This is a genomic window from Actinoplanes sp. NPDC049118, from assembly GCF_040648555.1.
GTDB lineage: Bacteria > Actinomycetota > Actinomycetes > Mycobacteriales > Micromonosporaceae > Actinoplanes.
This window is the reverse complement of sequence record NZ_JBEZDY010000002.1, coordinates 366008-391571: the sequence shown is the minus strand read 5'-3', so window position 1 is coordinate 391571 and position 25564 is coordinate 366008. Positions and strand designations below refer to the sequence as shown.

Sequence of the window (25564 nt, the reverse complement as noted above, 5' to 3'; positions counted from 1 at the left end):
CCGGGAACGGGCCGGGGTGGCCGGCGCGAACGCCGACCACCCCGGCCCGGAGAAACCTCAGGTCACGCCGAGGTCAGCTGCAGCCCGAGGTGGAGCCGCAGCCCTCGCAGACGTAGCAGCTTCCGGCCGGGCGCATCTTCGTGCCGCAGGTGAAGCAGAGCGGCGCGTCGGCCGAGGTGCCCAGGACGACTTCCAGCAGCTCCGTCGACGAGCCGACCGCCGCCGGGGCCTCCTTCTCGGCCTCGGCCGCGGGGACCGATGCCGTCGGGGCGGACACCGCGCCGACCGGGGCGGACACCGGGGCGGACGCGGCCATGCCGGCCAGGTCCACGCCGGCGGCCTCGGCCGCGGCCTCCGCCTGGATCTGCGCCGCGCGCTCCTTGGCGGTGAAGATGCCGAGCTCGGCACGGGTGTCGTACGGCAGGAAGTCCAGCGCCAGGCGACGGAAGATGTAGTCCATCACCGACGCCGCCATGCGGATGTCCGGGTCGTCGGTCATGCCGGCGGGCTCGAAGCGCATGTTGGTGAACTTGCTGACGTAGGTCTCCAGCGGCACGCCGTACTGCAGGCCGATCGAGATCGCCACCGAGAAGGCGTCCATGACGCCCGCCAGGGTCGAGCCCTGCTTCGACATCTTCAGGAAGACCTCGCCGAGGCCGTCGTCCGGGTAGGACGACGCGGTGAGGTAGCCCTCGGCGCCGCCGACCGAGAAGGAGACCGTCTCCGACGGGCGCTTCTTCGGCAGGCGCTTGCGGACCGGGCGGTACTCGACGACCCGCTCCACGACCGGCTCGACCGCGGCAGCCTGACCCTGTTCGCTAGGTGCAGCAGACCTCTTCGATGCAGACAATGGCTGCCCGACCTTGCAGTTGTCGCGGTAGATCGCGAGCGCCTTGAGGCCCAGCTTCCAGCCCTGGTAGTGCACGTTCTCGATGTCCTCGACGGTCGCCGACTCGGGCATGTTGATCGTCTTGGAGATCGCGCCCGAGATGAACGGCTGCACGGCCGCCATCATGCGCACGTGGCCCATCGGGGCGATGGAACGCTCGCCCATGGCGCAGTCGAAGACCGGGTAGTGCTCCGGCTTGAGGCCGGGCGCGTCGACGACGATGCCGTGGTCGGCGATGTGCTCGACGATCGCCTCGACCTGCTCCTCGGGGTAGCCGAGGCTGCGCAGGGCGCGCGGCACCGTCTGGTTGACGATCTGCATCGAGCCGCCGCCGACGAGCTTCTTGAACTTGACCAGGGCGAGGTCGGGCTCAACGCCGGTGGTGTCGCAGTCCATCATCAGGCCGATGGTGCCGGTCGGCGCGAGCACGGAGGCCTGCGCGTTGCGCCAGCCGTTCTTCTCGCCGGTCTTGTTGCCCTGCTGCCACTGCCGGGTCGCCTCGCGGACCAGCGCGGTGGCGACGGTGCCCGACGGGCGGATCTCGTCGTTCGCCGCGGCGTGCTTGCGCATGACCCGCTTGTGGGCGTCCGCGTTGCGGGCGTAGCCGTCGTAAGCGCCGACGACTCCGGCCACCTCGGCGGAGCGGCGGTACGCCACGCCGGTCATCAGCGAGGTGATGGCGGCGGCCAGGCTGCGGCCGCCCTCCGAGTCGTACGGCAGGCCGGACGCCATCAGCAGCGCGCCGAGGTTCGCGTATCCGATGCCGAGCTGGCGGTAGGCGCGCGTGGTCTCGCCGATCCGCTTGGTCGGGAAGTCGGCGAAGCAGATCGAGATGTCCATCGCGGTGATGACGAACTCGACGCTCTTGACGAACTTCTCGACCTCGAAGCCGCCGTCGGCCTTGAGGAAGCGCATCAGGTTGAGCGAGGCGAGGTTGCAGGACGAGTCGTCCAGCGACATGTACTCCGAACACGGGTTGGACGCGGTGATGCGCCCGGTCTCCGGGTTGGTGTGCCAGTCGTTGATGGTGTCGTCGTACTGCAGGCCGGGGTCGGCGCACTCCCACGCGGCCTTGGCGATCTCGGTGAACAGCCGCTTGGCGTCGATGGTCTCGATCGTCTCGCCGTTCATCCGCCCGCGGAGGTCGAACGTGCCGCCCTCCTCGACCGCCCGCATGAACTCGTCGCTGACGCGCACCGAGTTGTTGGCGTTCTGGTACTGCACCGAGACGATGTCGCTGCCGCCGAGGTCCATGTCGAACCCGGCGTCGCGCAGGGCCCGGATCTTGTCCTCCTCGCGGGCCTTGGTGGTGACGAACTCCTCGATGTCGGGGTGGTCGACGTCGAGGATCACCATCTTGGCCGCGCGGCGGGTCGCGCCGCCGGACTTGATCGTGCCGGCGCTGGCGTCCGCGCCGCGCATGAAGCTGACCGGGCCGCTGGCCGTGCCACCGGAGGAGAGCAACTCCTTGGAGGAGCGGATCCGGGAGAGGTTGACGCCGGAGCCGGAGCCGCCCTTGAAGATCAGCCCCTCCTCCTTGTACCAGTCCAGGATGGAGTCCATCGAGTCGTCGACGGACAGGATGAAGCAGGCGCTGACCTGCTGCGGGGAGGCCGTGCCGACGTTGAACCAGACCGGCGAGTTGAAGCTGAACACCTGGTGCAGCAGCATCCAGGTCAGCTCGTGGTCGAAGAGCTCGGCGTCGCCCGGGTTGGCGAAGTAGCCGTGGTCCTCGCCCGCCTTGCGGTAGGTCTTCACGACCCGGTCGATGAGCTGCTTGAGCGACCACTCGCGCTCCGGCGTGCCGACCGCACCCCGGAAGTACTTCGTGGTGACGATGTTGGCGGCGTTGACGCTCCACGATGCGGGGTACTCGACACCGCGCTGCTCGAAGTTGACCGAGCCGTCCCGCCAGTTCGTCATGACGACGTCGCGGCGCTCCCACTCGACCTCGTCGTACGGGTGGACGCCCTCGGTCGTCCAGACCCGCTCGATCCGCAGCCCCCCGGCCGTGGCGCCCCCGTTGCCCGCGCGATTGCGCTGCCTGCCTGCTGTCATGCCGTCACCGGCCATTTGGTGCTCCCCCTCGATTGCTTCCTGCATCAAGCTTTTTCCTGAGCGCTGATCTTGGGCGGCCGGTTGCCGGGCCGCGCGGCTACCACGTGCCGCTCAGCCGCCTCGCCGGCGGTGGCCGCCTCTCGCAGCTCGGTGATCTCACGTTCGAACTCGTCCAGCGAGTCGAAGGACTTGTAGACGCTCGCGAAGCGGAGGTAGGCCACCTGATCCAGTTCGCGCAGCGGCGTGAGGATCGCGAGGCCCACGTCGTGGCTCGGCACCTCCGCCGCGCCCTTGGCCCGGATGGTCTCCTCGACCTTCTGCGCGAGCAGCGCGATCGAGTCCTCGTCGACCGGCCGGCCCTGACAGGCCTTGCGGACGCCACTCATGATCTTGGTCCGGCTGAAGGGCTCGGTGACGCCGTTGCGCTTCACGATCGCCAGCACGGCCTCCTCGACCGTGGTGAACCGCTTACCGCACTCGGGACACGACCGCCGACGACGGATCAACTGGCCGTCGTCGGCCTCTCGCGAATCGACCACCCGCGAGTCGGCGTGCCGGCAGTACGGACACCGCACCGAAATCCCCCTGTCGCCGGGTCCGGCCACCCGGCAGGAAGCCGTCGGCAGACCGCCTCACGGGCACACCGAACGACAGCCCCGCGGCGGTGGATCCCGCCTCGTGGCTGTTGGACGAACCCGTGGTTTGCGGGGTTGCCTGACCCCAACCTGTGGATGACTTACACCCTTGTAACTACTAGATGTTGGGGTTGACGTTAGGCCGCCGCAGACGTCGATGCAAGTTCACCGGCGCGTCGGCGCGCCGCATTTTCTACCTCAACACGACCGGTACCGCGCCGGTCACGGGCAGCACCGAAACGTCTTGATCAACAAGGGCGATCAGCGCTCCCGCGGGAGGATCAGAGTCTCACCGGCGTGGATGTAATAGCCGTCGAGACCGTTGAGCCTGCGGATCTCCGCGACGACCTCCCACGGGCTGCGGCCGGGAGCCGCCCGGCCCGCGATCGACCAGAGAGTGTCATGCGGCTGGACGACGACGGTAGGCGCCGGGCCGGCCGCGGGGTCACCGGCCCGGGAGGCAGTGGTCCACAACACGGCACTCGCGAGAGACGCGAGCAGGATGAAGAAGGTCAGCACTACGACGCGCCCCCGCCGGGTCAGCCGCAAGGGTGCCGGCTGCCGGCGCGCACCAGTGGTCACCACGGCATATTCCTTTCCTCGCATACGTCTCTCGGACATGCGTTCTATCGAACGCCCGTACGACGGTGTATCAGAACAGGCGTACGGAAGTCGAGCACTAACGGGCGACACGCCGCGAGAAAGTCGTACAGATGTTTGAATATGTCGCACGGCGCCGTTACGGTTCTCGGTCAAGAGGGGTCAGCCGGGCACAAGTCCATCCCCACGGCGACTGCCCGGCTCCGCGAGCGCACCACGTGCCGACGAGGCACTGGCCGACAGGGAGGGCGGACGTGTCGACCGACGACCGGACGAGCCGGCAACACCAGAAGGATCTGCAGCCCGAGCCCGCCAACACGAAGGCGGCCATCCGCCGCCGCACGCCGTCCCGGGCCCGTGGCGGCGACGCGCCCCAGCTGCGCGCCGTCACACCGGTGGTCAGCCAGTTCCCCGACCTGGTCACCGCCGACCTGACCGCCCGGCAGCGCCGGATCCTCGAGTTCATCCGGGACTGGGTGGAGCGCTACGGCTACCCGCCGAGCGTGCGCGAGATCGGCGAGGCGGTCGGCCTGGTTTCGCCGTCGAGCGTGGCCTACCAGCTCAAGGAACTGGAGAAGAAGGGCTTCCTGCGGCGCGACCCCAACCGCCCCCGCGCGGTCGACGTGCGGGCGCCCAGCGAGATGGTCGACGACGAGACGCTGCGCTCGGCCCGCCCGACCCCGGCGTACGTGCCGCTGCTGGGCCGGATCGCCGCCGGCGGGCCGATCCTCGCCGAGCAGGCGGTGGAGGAGTTCTTCCCGCTGCCGCGCGAGCTGGTCGGCGAGGGCGACGTCTTCATGCTCGAGGTCAAGGGCGACTCGATGATCGACGCGGCGATCTGCAACGGCGACTGGGTCGTGGTCCGCCAGCAGCCGACGGCGAACGTCGGCGAGATAGTGGCGGCGATGATCGACGGCGAGGCGACCGTCAAGAGCTACCGGCAGCGTGACGGGCACGTGTGGCTGATGCCGGCCAACCCGGCCTTCGACCCGATCCCGGGCGACGACGCCACGATCATGGGCCGCGTGGTCGCCGTCCTGCGCCGGGTCTGACGGCCCGGCACGCACACGCCATGGCGACCACGCGCGTCAGCAGGCCGCGGGCCCGAAGGCCGCGTGGATCAGAGGCCGTACGGTGTGCGGCCGTCTGGACGGTTGTCCGGGCGGCCGGGCGGACGGCCGCCACCCTGCGGGCCCGCGAAGCCCGACGGGCGCTGCGATCCGCCACCGGGCGGGCGGCCCGTGGCGGGCGGAGGTGCCGGCGGTGCGCCGTAGACGCCACCACCGGGACGGCCACCGCCCTGACCGGGGCGAGCCGGCTGGCCACCACGACCGGGCTGGGCACCGCCGGGACGGCCGGGCTGCGCCGGCGGCACACCGGCGGGACGGCCGCCACCCGGGCGACCGGCCGGCGGCTGAGCGGGCCGGGCCGCGGGCTGGCCCTGCGGCGGACGGCCACCGCTCCCGCCGTAGACGCCGCCGCCCTTCTGCGGCGCCGGCGGCTTGGCTCCGTAGACGCCCGGGCCGGACGGTGCTCCGGCCGGAGGGCGGTTGCCGCCGTAGACACCGGGGCGCTGGGCCGGGCCGCCGACCGACAGCAGCTCCGTCCGGGCGTCGATCGGCTTCGGGCCGGTCGGGTCGACGCTCTTGGCGACCGGCTCCGGCGGGGCCTTCTTGCGGGACCGCATGATGCCGAAGACGCCCGCGCCGACCAGGATCGCGCCGAGCACTCCGACGCCGCCCACGAGGTAGGTGATGTCGGTGAGGCTCAGGCTCGAATACCAGGGGCTGCCGCTCGCCGCGCCGCCCTTGTCGGCGGCCGCCTTCGCCTCGACGACCTTCGTCGCCGGGGTGTAGCTCAGGATGTAGTTGGCGGCCTCCGGGTCCGGCGAAGAGGCGATGTCGGAGACCGTGTAGAACTGCTTGCCGTCCGGGCTGTAGGTGATCGCCTCGCCGAACGGCTCGTTGGGCAGGCCGGTCTGGCGGGGCTTGTTCTTCAGGGCCGCCAGCACGTCGCCGTTCTGCACGTCCCACTCGAAGGCGTCGAGGTAGGTGCGGAGCACGACCTTCGACCCGCCCGGCGCTACGGCGCCGCCGGTGACGATGCCCTGCGCGAGGCGGGCGAGCGGGCTGCCCGGGGTGTCCGTGCGCGGCAGCTCGACCTGGCCGGCCTTCTTGAGCGGCACGCCCTCGTCGTTGTTCGTCTTCAGGGGCGCGGCCGGGACATAGATGCCGGCCGGCTTGCCGACCGTCTCCTTGGTCACGATGATCGGCGTGCCGTCGCCGTTGATGAGCAGCGCCTCGGCGTCGTGCTTGTCGCCGTCCGGGTACGCCAGCCGGTGGATCTTCGGCTTCTTGGAGCCGTTGACCGGCATGGTCCAGAGGCCGATGGTCGAGCGCGGATCGTCGGGGTTGTCCCGGACGTTGTTGTCGCCGATGTCGGCGATCCAGAGCGTCTTGCCGTCCGGCGACAGCACCATGTCCTCGGTGTCGCGGGGCCCGTTGCCGGTGTAATCGACGCGCTTGGTGATCTCGCACTCGTCGTCGAGGAGGAAGACCTTCTTCTGGCTCGGCACGTCGGCGCCGTCGTTGACGACCGCGTAGCCGTCCTTGGTGGCCACGATCCCCGACAGCTCGGGCAGTGACGAGTCGGTGATCTTACAAAGCTTCTTGCCGGCCGCTGCCTTCGCCGAGGGCCCCGCGGGAGCGGGCTCGGCAGAGGCGGGCACGGCCCCCAACATCACCAGCCCGGAGGCAAGGATGACCGGGAACACGAGACGCCGCATCCGATCAGTGTCGCATGCGGCGTCTCGAACTGGTGTTACGCGTGGATCAACCCTGGTTCCACAGTCCAGAATCCGACAATCGGCGCTTTACAGCCGAAATGCGGCGAGGTCCGCGGCCAACTGCTCGCCCACCCTGACACGCAGCTCGGTGCCCTCCTCGGTGTGGCGGGTGTCCAGCACCTGCCCGCCGCGGTGGATCCGGGCCACCAGGTCGCCACGGTCGTAGGGCAGCAGCACCCGCAGGTCGACCGCCGGACGGGGCAACCGCTGGGCGATGGCCGCGTGCAGCTCGGCGATGCCGAGGCCCGAGCGCGCCGACACGAACACCGCGTCCGGCCAGGCCCGCTTGAGCCGCAGGATGGTCTCCTCGTCGGCCGCGTCCATCTTGTTGACGACCAGCAGCTCGGGGATCCGGTCCGCGCCGACCTCACCGAGCACCTCCCGGACCGCCGTCACCTGACCCTCGGGGTCCGGATGCGCGCCGTCCACGACGTGCACGACCAGGTCGGAGTAGGCCACCTCCTCCAGCGTCGAGCGGAACGCCTCGACGATGTGGTGCGGCAGGTGCCGGACGAAGCCGACCGTGTCGGAGAGCGTGAAGACGCGCCCGTCCTCGGCCGCTGTCCGGCGGGTCGTCGGATCCAGCGTCGCGAACAGCGCGTCCTCGACCAGCACGCCCGCCGAGGTGAGGCTGTTCAGCAGGCTGGACTTGCCGGCGTTCGTGTAGCCGGCGATGGCGACCGCCGGCACGCCGCTGTTGGTGCGCTTGGAACGCTTCGTCTGGCGTACCGTCCGCAGGGCCTTGATCTCGCGCTTGAGGCGGGAGATGCGGGTGTTGATCCGCCGACGATCGGTCTCGATCTTGGTTTCACCGGGACCACGCGTGCCGACGCCGCCGCCCGAACCGCCACCCGCGCCACCGCCCTGACGCGACAGCGACTCACCCCAGCCGCGCAGGCGGGGCAGCAGGTACTGCAGCTGTGCCAGCTCGACCTGCGCCTTACCTTCCTTGCTCTTCGCGTGCTGGGCGAAGATGTCCAGGATCAGCGCGGTGCGGTCGACGACCTTGACCTTGATCTGCTGCTCGAGCTTGCGCAGCTGCGAGGGCGAGAGCTCGCCGTCGCAGATGACCGTGTCGGCGCCGGTGGCGACGACCACGTCGCGCAGCTCGTCGACCTTGCCCCGACCGATGAAGGTGGCCGCGTCGGGACGCCCGCGGCGCTGGATGAGGCCCTCGAGGACCTCGGAACCGGCCGTTTCGGCGAGCGCGGCCAGCTCCGTGAGGGAGTTTTCCGCGTCGGAGATGCTGCCCTCGGTCCAGACACCGACCAGTACGACACGTTCGAGTCGCAGCTGCCTGTACTCGACCTCGGTGACGTCCGTTAGCTCGGTGGACAGACCGGCGACCCGACGCAGGGAGTGGCGCTCCTCGAGCTCCAGCTCACCGGTGGTGACGTCCGGTTCGAATACCTCAGTACGCAAAAGTGACCTCCTCCGCCCGATCGTGGCACGCCCGGGGTGCCGAGCGCATCCACATAACGGTGCGGGGCGTTGTCGCAGAGTGTCTGACGTATCAGCAACCACCGGATTGGTGTCCGCTATTCCCGAAGAGCAAGATTACGGGTACGCACCCGCCAACGACGGAGGGAACACCGTGGTGACCACCCGCCTGCCCAGTGCAGGATTCTCGATCACGATCCGCATCGCCGTGACCGCCGACGCCTCCTCCATCGGCCGGCTCACCACCTGTGTAGGCGAGGCTGGTGCGATCGTGACGGCGCTCGACGTGGTGGACTCCGACCCCACCCACGTGCTCGTCGACCTCACCTGCGACACCGCCGACTCAAGCCACGCCGACCAGGTCGTCAAGCAGCTGGAGGAGCAGGACGGAGTCGACGTCCGCAAGGTCTCCGACCGCACGTTCCTCCTGCACCTCGGCGGCAAGATCGAGGTCAGCTCCAAGGTCGCCCTGCGCAACCGCGACGAGCTGTCCCGGGCGTACACGCCGGGGGTGGCGCGGGTCTGCATGGCCATCGCGGAGAACCCCGCCGACGCGCGCCGGCTCACCATCAAGCGCAACACGGTCGCCGTGGTCAGCGACGGCTCGGCCGTGCTGGGCCTCGGCAACATCGGCCCGGCCGCGGCGATGCCGGTGATGGAGGGCAAGGCCGCCCTCTTCAAGCGCTTCGGCGGGGTGGACGCCTGGCCGGTCGTGCTGGACACACAGGACACCGACGAGATCGTGGCGATCGTGAAGGCGATCGCGCCGGCGTACGGCGGCATCAACCTGGAGGACATCGCCGCGCCGCGGTGCTTCGAGATCGAGATGCGGCTGCGCGAACTGCTCGACATCCCGGTCTTCCACGACGATCAGCACGGCACCGCGATCTGCGTGCTGGCCGCGCTGACCAACGCGCTGCGGGTGGTGGGCAAGGACCTGGCGAACGTCCGGGTCGTGGTCTCCGGCGCGGGCGCGGCGGGCACCGCGATCATGAAGCTGCTGTTGCGCCAGGGCGTCGGCGACATCATCGCGTACGACCGCAGGGGCGCCCTGCACCGCGGCATGGACGACCTCAGCCCGACCTGGCAGTGGCTGGCGGAGCACACCAACCGCGACGGCTACTCCGGCGACCTCGCCGGCGCGATCGTCGGCGCGGACGTGTTCATCGGCGTGAGCGCGCCGAACCTGCTGACCGGCGACGACATCGCCAAGATGGCGGACAGGTCGATCGTGTTCGCGCTGGCCAACCCGGACCCCGAGGTGGACCCGCGTGCGGCGCGGCAGCACGCGGCCGTGGTCGCGACGGGCCGCTCGGACCAGCCCAACCAGATCAACAACGTGCTGGCCTTCCCGGGTGTCTTCCGCGGCATGCTCGATGTCAGCGCCGAGGAGTTCACCGAGGAGATGGCGCTCGCCGCGGCGATGGCGATCGCGAGCGTCGTGGGAGAGGACAAGCTCAACCCGACGGTGATCGTCCCCAGCGTCTTCGACCCGCGGGTGACCCCGGCGGTGGCCGCCGCGATCCGCCAGGTGGTCAAGGGCGCGCCGGCACACCAGAACTCGGCGGCCATGCCCGAGGCGGAGCTGGACGGGGCACCCGGCGGAACGTTCTGACGGACGGTCCGGGCCGGCTCAGCCGGCACCGAGCGCGGTCGCCCAGCCGGTCAGCTCGCCGGTCCGGTCCGAGATGAGGCCGGCGACGCCGGCCTCGACCAGGGCGGGCCAGAGCGTGATGTCGTTGGCCGTCCACGGCATCACCGCCACCCCGGCGCCGACCAGGGCGGCGACCGTCGCGGGCGCGCCCAGCACCGCGGTCGTCGACGGGTTGCAGTAGCTGACGCCAAGCTCGCGGGCGACCGCGACCTGCTCGGCGTCGAAGCCGTCCCGCAGCAGGCCGCGCCGCAGCTCCGGGGCGGCCTCGGCCACCAGAGCGACGATGGCCGGGTCGAAGCTCTGCACGACCGTGCGGCCCCGCAGGCCCGCGTCCGCCACCTGGCCGATGATGTTCTTGACCTGCTCCAGCGTGGCCGGCGGCTTGATCTCGAGCAGCAGCTCGGCCCGGCCCCCTCGCAACAGGTCCAGCACCTGGGTGAGGCGGGGGATCCGCACCCCCGCGTACGCCGGGGAGAACCAGGAGCCCGCGTCCAGCGCGGAGACCTCGTCGAGGGTCAGCTCCCAGACCTTGCCGGACCCGTCGGTGGTGCGGTCGACCGTGCGGTCGTGGATCACCACCGGTACGCCGTCGGCGGTGGTCCGGACGTCGAACTCGATGAACGTGGCCCCGGCCTGGACCCCGGCGGCGAGCGCGGGCAACGTGTTCTCGGGCGCGACGGCGGAGTACCCGCGGTGCGCCACGCGGTGCAGGGCAGCCATCAGGCGAGCGCCGCCGGGTCGACCTCACCGGTCGCCACCAGCACCGCCGGCCCCGCCAGCCACCAGGACGAGCCGTCGAAGGTGACCGTCAGCCGGCCGCCGGGCAGGTCGACGGCGACCACTCCGGATTTCAGCCCGGCGTCGCGCAGCGCGACCGCACCGACCGCGAGCGCCCCCGAGCCGCAGGACAGCGTCTCGGCCGAGCCACGCTCGTAGACCCGCATGTGCATGTGCATGTCGGCGCCCTCGACCGCCTCACCCACGGTGGTGAACTCGACGTTCACTCCCCCGGGGAACAGCGCCGGGTCGTAGCCGGGCGCCGCGTGCAGGTCGAGGGAGCTCAGCGGGAGGCCGTCGTGCACGCCGCAGACCAGGTGCGGGTTGCCGCAGTCCACGGCGACGCCCGGGAAGGTGAGCTGGCCGACGGTGGCCGTGCTCGCGCCGTACACCTCGGGGGCGCGCATCCGGACGGAGATGATCGGGTCGCCCACCCGCGCGCGCACGACGCCGGCCCGGGTCGCGACCGGCAGGTCGTCGAGGCCGGGGTCGGCCAGGCCGTTGGCGACCAGGTAGCGCGCGAAGACCCGGACGCCGTTGCCGCACATCTCGGCGAACGAGCCGTCGGCGTTCCAGTAGTCCATGAACCACTCGGCATCGCCCGCGTGGCCGGCGCCGTCCGGATGCTTGGCGCTGCGCACGACCCGCAGCACGCCGTCCGCGCCGATGCCGCGGCGCCGGTCGCAGAGCGCCGCGACCAGCGCGGGGGTCAGCTCCAGCGCCCCGTCGGGGTCGCCGAGGATGACGAAGTCGTTTCCGGTGCCGTGGCCCTTGGTGAACAACACGCGGTCCATCATCGCGCAGCCGCCGCGCAGGCCGCCAATGCGTCCTCCGTGAGTGCGGCCGACGCGCCGTCGAGCCAGGTGATCCGCGGGTCGCGGCGGAACCAGGAGCGCTGCCTGCGCACGAAGCGGCGGGTCGCCCGCACGGTCTCGTCCTTGGCCTGCTCCTCGGTCAGCTCGCCGTCGAGCTGGGCCAGCGCCTGCTGATAGCCCAGCGCCCGGCTCGCCGTCCGGCCCTCCCGCAGGCCGTCCAGCCCGCGCACCTCGTCGAGCAGGCCCGCGGCCCACATCAGGTCCACCCGGTCGGCGATCCGCTGGTCCAGCCCGGCGGTGTCGCGGTCGACGCCGATCTGCACCGACTCGTAGTACGGGGCCGGTGCCGGCAGGGCGGCGGTGAAGGGCTCGCCGGTGAGCTCGATCACCTCCAGCGCCCGGACGATCCGCCGCCCGTTCGACGGCAGGATCTTCGCGGCGGCGCTCGCGTCGAGCGTTTTCAGGCGGGCGTGGAGCGCCGCCGGGCCCTCCGCGGCCAGTTCCAGCTCCAGCCGCTCCCGAATGGCGGGATCCGTGCCGGGAAATTCGAACTCCTCCAGGACCGCCCGGACGTAGAGCCCGGAGCCGCCGACGAGCAGCGGCACCCGGCCCCGGGCGGCGATGTCCTCGACCGCGGCCCGGGCCAGTTCCTGGTACTCCTTGGCGCTGGCCGGTTGCGTCACGTCCCAGACGTCCAGGACGTGGTGCGGCACGCCTTCCCGCTCGTCAGCGGTGAGTTTGGCCGTGCCGATGTCCATACCCCGGTAGAGCTGCATGGAGTCGGCGTTGACGACCTCGCCCCCGAGGGCATGCGCGAGGGCGATGCTGAGGGCGGATTTCCCGGCGGCGGTGGGCCCGACGACCGCGATGACTCCGGGAGATGGGAGCAAAGGCACGGAGCCACCGTAACGGGCTGGTCACGGTCATCCGCGGGCGCTTCCCCGGAACCGGGTTGGACCTGTGACAATGCGCGAGAAAGAATGCCGATGGAATGATGGCATTCGACTGCGCTATGGCGGTGGTCGCGGGCAGCGAGGCCCGCACCGCCGGGAGAACGAGGGTGGGCTCATGAACGACTGGACGGCCTTCGGGCGCGTGGATGCCGACGGCACCGTGTATGTGAAGACGGCCGAGGGCGACCGCGTGGTCGGCTCATGGCAGGCGGGCACGCCCGAGGAGGGCCTGGCCCACTTCGCCCGGCGCTTCGCGGACCTGGTGACCGAGGTCGACCTCATCGAGGCCCGCCTCAAGTCCGGCGCGGCCGATGCCGCGCACTCGCTGACCAGCGTGAAGCGGATCCGCGCGAGCCTCGACGAGGCACACGTGGTCGGCGACATCGACGGGCTCGCCGCCCGCCTCGACCGGCTGACCGCCGTCGCCGACGAGAAGGCCGGCGAGGCCAAGGCCGCCCGCGAGGCGGCCCGCGGTGAGGCGCTGGCGCGCAAGACGGCGCTGGTCGAGGAGGCGGAGACGATCGCCGCCGAGTCGACGGGCTGGAAGAGCGCCGGCGACCGGCTCAAGGAGATCCTCGACGAGTGGAAGACCATCCGCGGCGTCGACAAGAAGACCGACGGCGAGCTGTGGAAGCGGTTCGCGGCGGCCCGCGACGGCTTCACCCGCCGCCGCGGCGCGCACTTCGCCACCCTGGACGGGCAGCGCAAGCAGGCGCAGTCCGCCAAGGAAGAGCTGGTCAAGGAGGCCGAGAGCCTGGCCGACTCGACGGAGTGGTCGTCGACGGCCAACCGGCTCAAGGACCTGATGAACGAGTGGAAGGCCGCGCCGCGGGCGGCCAAGGAGGCCGAGCAGCGCCTCTGGGAACGCTTCCGGGCTGCTCAGGACGCCTTCTTCACCCGCCGCAGCGAGGTCTTCTCGGCCCGCGACGCGGAGTACAAGGGCAACCTCGACCGCAAGCAGGCGATCCTGACCGAGATCGAGGGGCTCGACGTCGACGCCGATCCCCGCGGCGCGCAGAACAAGCTCCGCGATGCGCAGGCCGCCTGGCACGACGCGGGCCGGGTGCCGCGCGAGGCGGCGGCGAGCCTGGACCGCCGCTGGCGTGCCGCCGAGGAGCGCATCCGGGTGGCGATGGACTCGGCGTGGCGCAAGACCGCGCCGCAGGACAACCCGCTGCTGCAGCAGATGCGTGAGCAGGTCGCCGAGGCCGAGCAGCGGCTGGCCCGGGCTCAGGCGGCGGGCGACGCCCGCCGCATCAAGGAGGCCGAGCAGGCGCTCTCCTCCAAGCGCCAGTTCCTCTCCCTGGCAGAACAGGCGAATTGATCAGTCTTCCCAGCCGGCAGCGGCGGCGGGTTCCGGCCCGCCGCCGCTCCGGCTTCTAAATCAAAATCCCTTTTCTGTACGAGCACCGGGGCACCGCCCCAGCCAGGGGCCGTGGCGGCGGGGTCACCCCAGCGCGGCCAGCTCCGCTGCGTTCGCGTTGCCGCCCGTGCAGACCACCGCGACCCGCTTGCCGGCGAATTCGTCCGGCCGGCTCAACACGCCCGCCAGGGCGGCCGCGCCGGCGCCCTCGGCGAGGGTGTGCGCCCGGGTCGCCATCAGTCGCTGCGCCTTGATGATCTCGTCGTCGGTCACCAGCAGGAAGTCGCTGAGGCCCTCGCGCAACAGGCGCTGCGGCAGGTCGAAACCGCGCCCGGTCGCCAGGCCGTCGACGCGGGTGCGGTTCGGGCGCTTGACCAGCTCGCCGGACTTCCAGGAATCGTAAGCGGCCCGCGACGCATCAGACTGGACGCCGATGACCCGGCACCTCGGGGCGAGCTTGCGGGCCACGACGGCCGCCGCGCCCGCGCCCGTACCGCTGCCGATCGGGACCAGGACGGCGTCCAGATCCGGCTCCGCCTCGAGGATCTCCTGGTAGAGCGTGCCGACCCCGGCCAGCAGCTCGCGGGTGTCGCCCGGGCTGATCAGCCGCGCGCCGGTGGACTCCGCCAGGTGCTCGGCGTGCCGCTGCGCCGTCTCCAGATCCGGGCCGTGCAGGATCACCTCGGCGCCGAGCGCCGCGGTCGCCTCGGCCTTCGCCGGGCTGGCCGACTCCGGCATCACCACCCGGCACGGCGCGCCGTAGGCCGCGCTGGCGTAGGCCATCGACTGTGCATGGTTGCCGGTCGAGTAGCTGACCGTGCCCCGGGCCCGTTCCGCCGGCGACATCGCCTCCAGCAGGGTGAACCCGCCGCGCACCTTGAACGCACCGACCGGCTGTACGTTCTCGTGCTTGACGAACACGGTCGCGCCGACGGCCGCGTCCAGCAACGGGTACGACCACATCGGGGTAGGCGGCAGGTGCCGGTAGACGACGTCCCGGGCGGCGGCCACGTCGGCGAAGCTGAGATCCATCCCGCCATCATCCCCGGCGCCGCGCCGGACGTCCGATGCCAATCGCGAGGCGCTGGACCTCAGGCCAGCGCCAGGCTGAGGGCGCCGACGTTCTTGGACTGCTTGGCCTCGTACATGGCCAGGTCGGCGCGGTTCATCAGGCCGTCGATACAGGCTCCCTGTTCCGCGAAGGCCACACCGACGCTCATGCCGATGCGGACGCTCTCCCCGCCGGCGGCGAACGGCTGCGCGACCATCTCGCGGATCCGGGCACACACCGCGTCGACCGCCGTGCGGGGGTCGTCGTCGCGCAACACCACGACGAACTCGTCGCCGCCGAAGCGGCTCACCAGATCCTCGTCGCGAATGCAGCCGCGCAGCCGCGCGGCGACCGTGATCAGCAACTCGTCGCCGGCCGCGTGGCCGAGCCGGTCGTTGACCGGCTTGAAGCCGTCGAGGTCGCAGAAGAGGACGGCGACGCCCGGCCGTTCCAGCTCGGTCGCGAGCCGTTCGAGACACCCGGCCCGGTTCGGCAGCCCGGTGAGAGCGTCGCGGTTGACCATCTGCAGCAGCGCCCGCTCCGCCCGGCGGCGCTGGTTGGCGAGCCGGGCCACCCGGAGCATGACCAGCGGGACCACCACGGCCGAGCCGAGCGCGACGAGCAGCCCGTCGGTCGGCAGATTGAAGATCGCCCGGCCGCCGCCGACCAGCGGGATCAGAGCGGTCATGATGCCGAGGAACATCAGCCGGCCCGCCGTCAGGTCGTCACTGGGCTCCGGGCCGGGGCGGGTGACGACCGCCGACGATGGGTGCAGCGCCGCGCAGCCGAGGAACGTGTACCCGGCCATGAACACCACGGTGGTCCAGTCGGGGCGGGTACCCGTCGCCGGGTCGACGGCGAAGGCCGCCGCGAGGTTGCCGGCGAGCCCCGTTCCCATGCTGAGCGTCATCAGCCACAGTGCGGGCACCTGCCGGCCGGACACCATCGACACCCGCAGCAGGGCACCCAGCCCGCCCGCCATGACCAGGACGTTGACGAAGAGGGCGGCCTGGCGCGGCATCGGCGTGTCGGCGGCGGTGAGCTGAGGAAGCACGAAGGCGTCCCACAGCAGCCCGCCGAGGGCGAACGCGGTGATCCCGGAGTCGATGAGGCCGCCGATGTCGCGCCGGCCCCGGCGCAGCACCACCGTCATCGCCCCGGCGAGCATGAGCAGGTTGGCCAGGTTGTACAGCAGGTCCGCGAGCGTGCCGTCGCCGGTCGCCCGCCCCTGCACGTAGAAGTACCAGAGCCAGGCGAGGTTGCCGATGTTGAAGACCACCAGCCCGGCCAGCACCGGCCACCACGGGGCGCGCGCGGCGGGGGCGCTGCGCCGCATCCCGACGATCACGGCGGGAACGGCGGCGAACGTGACGATCAGGAACGGGATCGTCCGCTGGTCAGCGGGGAACGCCAGGTACCCCGCCACCAGGGCGAAGGAGACCGCGGCATACCAACGCAGAGCCATATCCCCCGGATCGGCAGGGCTCGCCGATACGTGAGACCTTTACAGGGCGCAGCCGCCGGTGGTGGCCGGCAGCGGCGCCGGCACGCCCACGGTCGGCAGGCCCAGCGACACCCCGGCCGTGCGCGGTGCCCGGCCCGCCTCGTGCGCGTCGCCGGCCCGGGTGCGGCGGTGACCCAGCGGCGCGCCGTCGGCGTTCAGGTGGTGCGGTGCCGCGTACGTGATCTCGGTGTGCACGATGTCACCCGGCCGGATGCCGGTCAGGTCGCCGGTGGCGAAGTGCACCAGCCGGCCGTCGCGGGCCCGGCCGCTCATCCGGCCCGTCCGCTCGTCCTTGCGGCCCTCGCCCGTCGCGACCAGGACCTCGACCGCGCGGCCGACCTGCTTCTTGTTCTCCGCCCAGGTGATGTCCTCGAGCGTGGTGATCAGGCGCTCGTAGCGTTCCTGTACGACCTGCTTGGGCAGTTGATCCTCCATCGTCGCGGCCGGGGTGCCCGGGCGCTTCGAGTACTGGAAGGTGAACGCGCTGGAGAAGCGGGCCTGCCGGACCACGTCGAGGGTGCGCTCGAAGTCGTCCTCGGTCTCGCCCGGGAAGCCGACGATGATGTCCGTGGTGATTGCCGCGTCCGGCATGGCGGCGCGGACCTTGTCGATGATGCCGAGGTACTTCTCCGAGCGGTAGCTGCGGCGCATCGCCCGCAACACCTGGTCGGAGCCGGACTGCAGCGGCATGTGCAGCGAGTGGCACACGTTCGGCGTCTCGGCCATCGCGGCGATCACGTCGTCGGTGAAGTCCTTCGGGTGCGGGCTGGTGAAGCGGACCCGCTCCAGGCCGTCGACGTCGCCGCAGGCGCGCAGCAGCTTGCCGAACGCGAGCCGGTCGCCGAACTCGGCGCCGTAGGAGTTGACGTTCTGACCCAGCAGGGTGACCTCGAGGACACCCTCCGCGACCAGCGCCTCGACCTCGGCCAGCACGTCGCCCGGGCGGCGGTCCTTCTCCTTGCCGCGCAGCGACGGCACGATGCAGAACGTGCACGTGTTGTTGCAGCCCACCGAGATCGACACCCAGCCGGCGTAGGTCGACTCGCGGCGGGTCGGCAGGGTCGACGGGAAGACCTCGAGCGACTCGAGGATCTCGACCTCGGCCTCCTGGTTGTGCCGGGCGCGCTCGAGCAGCGCCGGCAGCGAGCCGATGTTGTGGGTGCCGAAGACCACGTCGACCCAGGGCGCCCGCTTGACGATGTCGCCGCGGTCCTTCTGCGCCAGGCAGCCGCCGACCGCGATCTGCATGCCGGGGTTCCTGAGCTTCGTGGGGCGCAGGTGACCGAGGTTGCCGTACAGGCGGTTGTCGGCGTTCTCCCGGACCGCGCAGGTGTTGAACACGACCACGTCCGCCGCGTCCGCGTCGACCGCACGGACATATCCGGCGCCCTCCATCAGGCCGGAGATGCGCTCACTGTCGTGCACGTTCATCTGGCAGCCGTAGGTGCGCACGTCGTACGTGCGGGCGGCGCCTGCATCAGGGGCTGAGCCCCGGGTCTCGGTAGTCATGGCAGTTGACCAGGATAGTCCTATGCCGCCGCGGGTCGTTCCGGCGTGGGTGCCGGCTTCCACCGCGAACGCCCGCAGCCTGGCCCCCGGGCACAGGCCGGGTCGTCGCCGGTGCAGGGGCGCAGGTGGCTGCGCTCCGTACCGTCGTCGGTCTCGACCTCCTCGACGTGCACGGCCCGCAGCGTCCCGTCCGGCTCCGCGAGCACGTACCGGGTCGGGTTGAGGGTGTCGTCCGGCAGCAGCAGGTCGGCGCCGAGCCGGACCGAGACGGCGCTGGCGATCGTCGACTCGGCGAGGTCGCCCGGCGCGAGGAAGCATTCGATCAAGGTCGGGAAGTCGCCGCCGACGTGCCATACGTCACAGAGCACCGCGCCGTCGGCGGGAGCGTCCAGTGTCGCCACCGGGCGCCGCAGGGCGCCCGACACGGCGGCTCGCACAAGTGCCGCATCCAGGCGTCCGGACGCGCACCAACTCCAGAGTCCGTCTGTCGGATCGGCGTCAGCCATACCGCTCATCGTGGACATCCCTTCGGCCTCGCACCTGCACAGTTACCGCTCCGTGACCAATCTCGGTGTGAACCGATATGACCACGCCCATAGAGTGGCCCCATCCGAGTGAACCCAACGACGGGACGGTGGTCCGACGGTGCCGACAAGCGAGCCTCTCATCGTTCTCGAGGGCGTCAACAAACACTTCGGCCCACTCCACGTCCTGCAGGATGTCAGCCTGTCGGTCGACCGCGGCGAGGTGGTCGTCGTGATCGGACCGTCGGGGTCGGGCAAGTCGACGCTGTGCCGGGCGATCAACCGGCTCGAGCCGATCGACTCGGGCACGATCACGTTCGACGGCCAGGCGCTGCCCGCCGAGGGCAAGGCCCTGGCGCGGCTGCGCAGCGAGGTCGGCATGGTCTTCCAGTCGTTCAACCTCTTCGCGCACAAGACGATTCTGCAGAACGTGATGCTGGGTCCGGTCAAGGTTCGCGGCGAGAAGGCCGCCGTCGCCCGCGAGCGCGCGATGGGGCTGCTCGACCGGGTCGGCATCGCCAGCCAGGCGGAGAAGTACCCCGCCCAGCTCTCCGGCGGCCAGCAGCAGCGCGTCGCCATCGCCCGCGCCCTGGCCATGCAGCCCAAGGCGATGCTCTTCGACGAGCCGACCAGCGCGCTCGACCCCGAGATGGTCGGCGAGGTCCTCGACGTCATGACCTCCCTCGCCCGCGAGGGCATGACGATGGTCGTCGTCACCCACGAGATGGGCTTCGCGCGGCACGCCGCCAACCGGGTGGTCTTCATGGCCGACGGCCAACTGGTCGAGTCGGCCCCGCCCGCCGAGTTCTTCGAGAACCCCAAGAGCGACCGCGCCAAGGACTTCCTCTCCAAGATCCTTACCCATTGAGCGTCCACACCGGATACTTCGTTTCCGGTTTCCGACAGGTCACTTGAAGCATTTGCACGATACGAGCACGTTCACGTTGTTGCAGTTTCCAGCAGGAGGAGCAGGACGATGCGTATCACCCGTATGACGGCAGTGGCCGGGGCGTTCGCCCTGGTAATGGCCGCGGCAGCATGTGGCGGAGACGACAGCGGGTCGGACACGGCGGCCAGCGGCATCGTCGGCAAGGCCGGCAGCGACAAGAAGCTGGTCTTCGGCGTCAAGGCCGACCAGCCCGGCCTCGGCCTGCAGACCGGCAGCACCTACACCGGCTTCGACATCGAGATCGCGAAGATCATCGCGAAGGGTCTCGGCGTCCCCGAGTCCGGCATCGAGTACAAGACGACCGTGTCGTCCAACCGTGAGCCCTTCATCCAGCAGGGTCAGGTCGACGTGGTCGTGGCGACCTACACGATCAACGACGAGCGCAAGAAGGTCGTCAACTTCGGTGGGCCGTACTACATCGCCGGCCAGGACCTGCTCGTCCCGGTCAACTCGACGATCACCGGCCCCGAGTCGCTGGCCGGCAAGAAGGTCTGCTCCGTCTCCGGCTCCACGCCGGCCAAGCGGATCCAGACCGAGTACAAGGACGCCAAGCTCCAGCAGTTCGACTCGTACTCCAAGTGCGTGACGGCGCTGGCCGGCGGCCAGGTGGACGCGGTCACCACCGACGACATCATCCTCGCCGGCTACGCCGCGCAGGACCAGTACGCGGGCAAGTTCAAGGTCGTCGGCAAGCCCTTCAGCGAGGAGCCGTACGGCATCGGCCTCAAGAAGGACGACACCGAGGGCTGCAACAAGATCAACGAGATCCTGAAGGCGGCCGCCGCCGACGGGTCGTACAAGGCCGCGTGGGACAACTCGCTCGGCAAGAGCGGCAAGCCGGCGCCGGAACTCGACGTCACCAAGCTCACCAACTGCAGCTGATCTTCAAGTGAGCGGGCGGGGCCGGCGCTGCCGGCCCCGCCCGCCGTTCCCTGCCGCGGCGCGAGGAAGCGAGGACGATGGACGTCTTCTCCGATCCCACAAACATCGACGTGTACGTGACGGGATTCCTCTGGATCCTGAAACTGACCGCGGCCGGCACCGTGGGCGCCCTCATTCTCGGCGTCCTGCTCGCCGCGATGCGGGTGTCGCCGGTGCCCGTGCTGCGCGGCTTCGGCACCACCTGGGTCAACACGTTCCGGAACACGCCGCTCACGCTGATCATTTTCTTCTGCTACTTCGGCCTGTTCTCGACGCTCGGCGTCAAGCTGTCGGACGACATCGACCGCAACAACTACTGGCTCGGCGTGATCGGCCTGTCGGTGTACACCGCCGCGTTCGTCTGTGAGGCGATCCGCTCGGGCATCAACACCGTCCCGGCCGGGCAGGCCGAGGCGGCCCGCGCGATCGGGATGTCCTTCTTCCAGACCCTGACGATCATCGTCCTCCCCCAGGCGGCCCGGGCCGTGATCGCGCCGCTGGGCAGCATCTTCATCGCCCTGGCGAAGAACTCGACGATCGTCGGCACGATCGGCCTGGCGGAGTCCTCCAACGCGATGAAGGAGCTCATCAACGCCAACGGCGACGCGGTCATCGCGATCTTCCTCGTCTTCGCGGGAACGTTCGCGGCCGTCCTGATCCCCACCGGCTACGCCTTCGGCTGGCTGGCCAACCGGATGGCGGTCAAGCGATGAGCGAGCTTGCGAGCGAATCATCGACTCAGTGTCTGACTCATGTCAGCGCCGGAGCGCCAGCGGAGGGGATGGCATGAGCACGGATGCCGTTCTTTATGACCACCCCGGTCCCCGGGCGAAGATTCGCAACGCGGCCCTGACCGTGGTCTTCGGCATCGGCCTGCTGGCGCTGCTGTACTGGGTCTACCTCAAGTTCGACGAGAAGGGCCAGTGGGCGGCAGCGCTGTGGAAGCCGTTCACCGAGGCGTCGACCTGGACGGACTACCTGCTGCCGGGCCTGTCGGCGACGTTGCGCGCCGCGGCCGTCGCAATGGTGCTCTCACTGATCTTCGGCCTCGTCTTCTCGGTCGGGCGGCTCTCCGACCACCGGTGGCTCAGCGTGCCGGCCGGCATGGTCGTGGAGTTCTTCCGCGCCGTACCGCTGCTGCTGCTGATGTTCTTCATCTTCTACGGCGTCCCGTTCATCACCGAGTCACCGATGCCGCCGTTCTGGGCCGTCGTCGCCGGCCTCACGCTCTACAACGGCTCGGTGCTGGCGGAGGCCTTCCGCGCCGGCATCAAGTCGGTGCCGCGCGGGCAGAGCGAGGCCGCCTACGCCATCGGCATGCGCAAGGGCCAGGTGATGAGCGAGATCCTGATGCCGCAGGCGGCCCGGGCCATGCTCCCGGTGATCGTCAGCCAGCTGGTCGTCCTGGTGAAGGACACCGCCCTGGGCTACATCATCGGCTACCCGGAGCTGCTGCAGAGCGTCAACAACCTGGCGGCGAACTTCGGCAACATCGTCGCGGCGGCGATCGTGGCCGCGATCATCTACATCGCGGTGAACGCGACGCTGACCGCCTTCGCCGGCTGGCTCGAGCGCCGGACCCGGCGCCAGGGCAAGGCCCCGAAGGCCACCGGCGGCTCGGTCCTGGCCGCTGCCGCCGAGACCGGCGGGGCCGCCGGAGCCTAGTTGGTCGCCGACGCGCCCGGCGCCTGCCCTTCGTGGTGGCGGCCGGGCGCGTTCGCGTTCTCCGGTCGGCGCGTCAGCGCGCCAGCTCCGTCACCCGCGACTCCCGGACGACCGTCACCCGGATCTGCCCCGGGTACGTCAGCTCCTCCTCGATCTGCTTCGCGACGTCGCGGGCCAGGACCGCCGCGCCGATGTCGTCCACGTCCTCCGGCCGGACCATCACCCGGATCTCGCGGCCCGCCTGCATCGCGAAGACCTTGTCCACCCCCACCTTGCCGGCGGCGATCTCCTCGATGCGCTCGAGACGCTTGACGTACGCCTCCAGGCTCTCGCGGCGCGCGCCCGGCCGGCCGCCGGAACACGCGTCCGCGGCCTGGGTCAGCACCGCCTCGACCGTCTGCGGCGGCACCTCGTTGTGGTGCGCCTCGATCGCGTGGACGACGTCCTCGGACTCGCCGTACTTGCGGGCCAGGTCCGCGCCGATCAGGGCGTGGCTGCCCTCGACCTCGTGGGTCAGCGCCTTGCCGATGTCGTGCAGGAACGCCGAGCGCTTGATCGTCGGAACGTCCAGGCGCAGCTCGGCGGCCATGATGCCGGCGATGTGCGCCGTCTCGACCAGGTGCTTGAGCACGTTCTGGCCGTAGCTGGTGCGGTAGCGCAGCCGGCCGAGCAGCGTCGCCAGCTCGGGGTGGATGTCGGTGATGCCGACGTCGACCAGCGCCTCCTCGGCCGCGCGCTCGCAGAGGCGCTCGACCTCGTTCTTGGCGCTGTCGAAGACCTCCTCGATGCGGTGCGGATGGATCCGGCCGTCCAGGACCAGCTTCTCCAGCGTCAGCCTGCCGACCTCGCGGCGCACCGGGTCGAAGCAGGAGAGCAGGACCGCCTCCGGGGTGTCGTCGATGATCAGATTGACCCCGGTCGTCGACTCGAACGCGCGGATGTTGCGGCCCTCGCGGCCGATGATCCGGCCCTTCATCTCGTCGCTCGGCAGGTGCAGCACGCTGACCACGCTCTCCGCGGTCTGCTCGCTGGCGATGCGCTGGATCGCGTCGACGACGATGTGCCGGGCCCGGGTGTCGGCGGTGTGCTTCGCCTCGCTCTCGATGTCGCGCACCAGGATCGCCGCCTCGCGCTTCGCCTGGCTCTCGATGTTCTCGATCAGTTCGGCGCGGGCGGCGTCCGCGGTCAGCCCGGCGATCCGCTCGAGCTCGCGGCGGCGGCCGTCCTCCGCGCCCGCGAGTTCGGCCTCCCGGACGGTCAGCGCGGCCTCGCGGGCGGACAGGTCGGTGTCCATCGCGACGAGCCGGCGCTCGCGCTCGACGAGCCGCTCGACCTCGTCGGCGTGCAGCCGCTCCCGCTCGTCGATCCGGGCGGCGCGGCGCTCGACCTCCGCGGCCTGCTCCTTGGCCGTCGCGTTCAGCAGCGCGACCTCGCGCTCGCCGCTGCGCCGGGCGGCGGCGCGCACCTGCTCCGCGTCCGACTCGGCCTGGCGGTGGGCGTGTTCGAGGATCGTGTCGGCCTCACCGTGCGCGTCCTCGAGGACCCGGCGGGCCTCGGCCCGCGCCGCGGTCGCCTCGGCCTTGGCGGCGGCGGCCTCCGCGCGTACGGAAGCGGCCTTGGCGTTCGCGTCGTCGACCTTGGCCATGGCGTCATCGACGGTCTGTTCACGACGGTCCCGGTCGGCGGTCTTGCTCTCCTGCAGTTGGCGCAGCGCGCGAGCGCCGAGGACCAGGCCGACCACCACGAAGGCTGCGAGAACGACGATCGCCATCACGAGCACCCAAAGGGCGGTCATCTCGCCGCGTCTCCCCTCGCCGCGGCGCATGGCTGCGCCGACTGTGTAGGGATGCCCGACCAAAGGCGGCTGACCGCGGGCGCGTTCGGCCGACGGCGCCTGATGCGGCGTCGATGGCCGACCGCCGGGCATGTCTGGCCCCCGCCCGCGCGGTCTGCGGGCGGCGGAGGCATCGATGGCGCCCTGCGCCGTAAGTGATGCCGTAATGTGATGCGATCTATATTGTGCGCTTAGCCTGCGATGGTCGAACAAACCTTGTGTAACGCGAGGCTAGGTCGCAAGTGCCGGTTCGGTCAAGGACTCATGATTCGGCAGAGGACGGGACGCTTGGCACAGACCCACTCACGCCCTGCTCAGGTACGTTGGGGGGCAATTCAGGCGTAGCGGGCCCAGATGTCACGCATCGGCTCCCACTTCGACCCACTGCCTTCCTTCCAGTACGCAAGCAGGTAGGCGGCCACCGGAGTAGAACTGTCATCCCACCAGATACCACTGACAGTCTTGCCCGAGGCCTGGTACGCGAACTCCACGTAATTGCCGTTGGTCCGGCCCGAAGGAGTGGCCCGCTCGACGGCGGGCCCGACCCCCGGGGTGAGCTCACGGGCATCGACGTTCTGACCGAGCGTCTTGACCCGCGCCTTGTCCCGATCGGCAGCGGTCGCATACTCCACGAAAATGACGCTCATGGCGTCCATCTCGCAGCGGACCCGGGCCTTCTCCGCCCTGTTGGCCGTCGGGCCGTCCTTCTCTCCGCTGCGGACGCAGCCGGAGAGGTGAGGAAGCCAGCCCTGAGAGACCGGGGCCAGGGCGCCGGACAGCCTCGGCTGGTTGAGCGCGATCTGATTCTGCTCGTACGCACCCAGGACCGGGGCGGCGCTGACCGTCGGCGTCCCGCCCTTCACCGGGGCGGGGTCGGCGGCGGTCGAACGCCCGAGGAACCAGCCGCCGGTGCCGAAGACGAGCAGGCCGACCACCAGGCCGGCGAGCGCGGGGACGACGAAGCGACCCCGGGGCTGCTTCGGGGTGGGCTCGATGCGCGGCCCGCCGCCGAACGACGGGGCCACCGAGAAGCCGTAGGGATCAGCGGCGCCGCCGCTCCCGGAGACGGAATCGGTGGCAGACCAGTTCGGCGGGCTCGAGGCGTTGTAGTCCTCCGCATAGGCCGAACCCCCACCCGAGGTCGGACCCGCTCCGTATGCCGGGCCCTCACCCGAGGTCGGAGTCGCACCATACGCCGGACCCCCACCCGAAGTCGGAGTCGCACCATACGCCGGACCCCCACCCGAAGTCGGAGTCGGAGCCGCGCCGTAAGCCGGAGTCTCACCCGAAGTCGGGTGGGGTTCGCTCGGCTGCTGCGTGCCTCCGTGGAACGGGCCGTAGCTGTATTGCTGATTGTTCCCGGCGTTGTTGCCGGCGGGGTCCGGTGGGGTTGAGTTCTCGGCGGTGGAGTATCGCGGGGCGTAGTGAGGGGCGGCGGTCGCGGGCTCAGGCATCGGCACGGCTTCGCCCGCCGGGCTGCCTGTCGGCGTGAATTCGCCTGCCGGACCGGCACCGGGAGCCGTTACGCCTGCCGGACCACCGGCCGGCGCAGGCCCGAACGCCGGCGCAGGCCCGGAG

General features: G+C 70.7%; 21 protein-coding genes. 7 read left to right on the top strand and 14 right to left on the bottom strand.

From position 1 onward, the window contains the following. Positions 1-73: 73 nt before the first annotated feature. From AB0B58_RS04290 to AB0B58_RS04280, 3 genes are all read right to left on the bottom strand, one after another. Positions 74-2962 (bottom strand): vitamin B12-dependent ribonucleotide reductase, encoded by a 2889-nt coding sequence (locus AB0B58_RS04290; protein ID WP_360217201.1) that lies wholly within the window; start codon positions 2960-2962, stop codon positions 74-76. 29 nt (positions 2963-2991) lie between these two features. Then, on the bottom strand, positions 2992-3522 hold the full coding sequence (gene nrdR / locus AB0B58_RS04285) for a transcriptional regulator NrdR (protein WP_360217198.1): 531 nt from the start codon (positions 3520-3522) through the stop codon (positions 2992-2994). Positions 3523-3843: 321 nt separating this feature from the next. Then, the gene (locus AB0B58_RS04280; protein ID WP_360217195.1) at positions 3844-4167 is read right to left on the bottom strand and encodes a LysM peptidoglycan-binding domain-containing protein; all 324 of its coding nucleotides are present in this window, start codon (positions 4165-4167) and stop codon (positions 3844-3846) included. 311 nt (positions 4168-4478) lie between these two features. Between AB0B58_RS04280 and lexA the strand changes: the two genes are divergently transcribed. Further along, entirely contained in the window at positions 4479-5234 is a 756-nt protein-coding gene (gene lexA / locus AB0B58_RS04275; protein ID WP_360217506.1) for a transcriptional repressor LexA, read from the top strand. 68 nt (positions 5235-5302) lie between these two features. Here lexA and AB0B58_RS04270 read toward each other — a convergent pair whose 3' ends face one another. Then, positions 5303-6967: a hypothetical protein gene (locus AB0B58_RS04270; RefSeq protein WP_360217192.1), complete on the bottom strand. Its 1665-nt coding sequence runs from the start codon at positions 6965-6967 to the stop codon at positions 5303-5305. Between the two features lie 87 nt (positions 6968-7054). Continuing rightward, complete coding sequence (gene hflX, locus AB0B58_RS04265; RefSeq protein ID WP_360217189.1) at positions 7055-8449, bottom strand: GTPase HflX; 1395 nt, start codon at positions 8447-8449, stop codon at positions 7055-7057. A gap of 172 nt (positions 8450-8621) precedes the next feature. Between hflX and AB0B58_RS04260 the strand changes: the two genes are divergently transcribed. After that, entirely contained in the window at positions 8622-10082 is a 1461-nt protein-coding gene (locus AB0B58_RS04260; protein ID WP_360217185.1) for an NAD-dependent malic enzyme, read from the top strand. Positions 10083-10100: 18 nt separating this feature from the next. On the opposite strand, the gene AB0B58_RS04255 is transcribed toward AB0B58_RS04260, so the two are convergent. From AB0B58_RS04255 to miaA, 3 genes are read right to left on the bottom strand one after another with little or no spacing between them, the layout of a single operon-like run. Then, on the bottom strand, positions 10101-10841 hold the full coding sequence (locus AB0B58_RS04255; protein WP_360217182.1) for a glycerophosphodiester phosphodiesterase family protein: 741 nt from the start codon (positions 10839-10841) through the stop codon (positions 10101-10103). Further along, the gene (dapF, locus tag AB0B58_RS04250) at positions 10841-11683 is read right to left on the bottom strand and encodes a diaminopimelate epimerase (RefSeq protein ID WP_360217179.1); all 843 of its coding nucleotides are present in this window, start codon (positions 11681-11683) and stop codon (positions 10841-10843) included. The genes AB0B58_RS04255 and dapF overlap by 1 nt, the downstream gene beginning before the upstream one ends. 8 nt (positions 11684-11691) lie before the next feature. Beyond that, a complete protein-coding gene (gene miaA / locus AB0B58_RS04245; protein WP_360217176.1) occupies positions 11692-12609 on the bottom strand; it encodes a tRNA (adenosine(37)-N6)-dimethylallyltransferase MiaA in 918 nt (305 codons plus the stop codon). A gap of 172 nt (positions 12610-12781) precedes the next feature. Here miaA and AB0B58_RS04240 point away from each other — a divergent pair, with 172 nt between their 5' ends. Further along, positions 12782-13990 (top strand): DUF349 domain-containing protein, encoded by a 1209-nt coding sequence (locus AB0B58_RS04240; RefSeq protein ID WP_360217173.1) that lies wholly within the window; start codon positions 12782-12784, stop codon positions 13988-13990. A gap of 123 nt (positions 13991-14113) precedes the next feature. Here AB0B58_RS04240 and AB0B58_RS04235 read toward each other — a convergent pair whose 3' ends face one another. From AB0B58_RS04235 to AB0B58_RS04220, 4 genes are read right to left on the bottom strand one after another with little or no spacing between them, the layout of a single operon-like run. Next, positions 14114-15061, bottom strand: a complete 948-nt coding sequence (locus tag AB0B58_RS04235) for a pyridoxal-phosphate dependent enzyme (protein WP_360217170.1) — start codon at positions 15059-15061, stop codon at positions 14114-14116. 59 nt (positions 15062-15120) lie between these two features. Beyond that, positions 15121-16545: a GGDEF domain-containing protein gene (locus tag AB0B58_RS04230; protein WP_360217167.1), complete on the bottom strand. Its 1425-nt coding sequence runs from the start codon at positions 16543-16545 to the stop codon at positions 15121-15123. Between the two features lie 39 nt (positions 16546-16584). Next, complete coding sequence (miaB, locus tag AB0B58_RS04225) at positions 16585-18093, bottom strand: tRNA (N6-isopentenyl adenosine(37)-C2)-methylthiotransferase MiaB (protein WP_360217164.1); 1509 nt, start codon at positions 18091-18093, stop codon at positions 16585-16587. A gap of 20 nt (positions 18094-18113) precedes the next feature. After that, on the bottom strand, positions 18114-18530 hold the full coding sequence (locus tag AB0B58_RS04220; RefSeq protein WP_360217161.1) for a hypothetical protein: 417 nt from the start codon (positions 18528-18530) through the stop codon (positions 18114-18116). A gap of 208 nt (positions 18531-18738) precedes the next feature. Here AB0B58_RS04220 and AB0B58_RS04215 point away from each other — a divergent pair, with 208 nt between their 5' ends. The 4 genes from AB0B58_RS04215 (at position 18739) to AB0B58_RS04200 (ending at position 22152) form a co-directional block, all read left to right on the top strand. Further along, positions 18739-19485, top strand: a complete 747-nt coding sequence (locus tag AB0B58_RS04215; RefSeq protein WP_360217158.1) for an amino acid ABC transporter ATP-binding protein — start codon at positions 18739-18741, stop codon at positions 19483-19485. A 108-nt stretch (positions 19486-19593) separates the two neighbouring features. Continuing rightward, positions 19594-20448, top strand: coding sequence for a glutamate ABC transporter substrate-binding protein (locus AB0B58_RS04210; RefSeq protein WP_360217155.1), 855 nt, complete (start codon positions 19594-19596; stop codon positions 20446-20448). Between the two features lie 77 nt (positions 20449-20525). Next, positions 20526-21200: an amino acid ABC transporter permease gene (locus AB0B58_RS04205; RefSeq protein ID WP_360217152.1), complete on the top strand. Its 675-nt coding sequence runs from the start codon at positions 20526-20528 to the stop codon at positions 21198-21200. Between the two features lie 73 nt (positions 21201-21273). Then, complete coding sequence (locus tag AB0B58_RS04200) at positions 21274-22152, top strand: amino acid ABC transporter permease (RefSeq protein WP_360217149.1); 879 nt, start codon at positions 21274-21276, stop codon at positions 22150-22152. 73 nt (positions 22153-22225) lie between these two features. Here AB0B58_RS04200 and rny read toward each other — a convergent pair whose 3' ends face one another. Both rny and AB0B58_RS04190 read right to left on the bottom strand, forming a co-directional pair. Beyond that, positions 22226-23947, bottom strand: a complete 1722-nt coding sequence (rny, locus tag AB0B58_RS04195) for a ribonuclease Y (RefSeq protein WP_360217146.1) — start codon at positions 23945-23947, stop codon at positions 22226-22228. Between the two features lie 374 nt (positions 23948-24321). Beyond that, entirely contained in the window at positions 24322-25011 is a 690-nt protein-coding gene (locus AB0B58_RS04190; RefSeq protein ID WP_360217143.1) for a hypothetical protein, read from the bottom strand. Between the last annotated feature and the right edge of the window lie 553 nt (positions 25012-25564).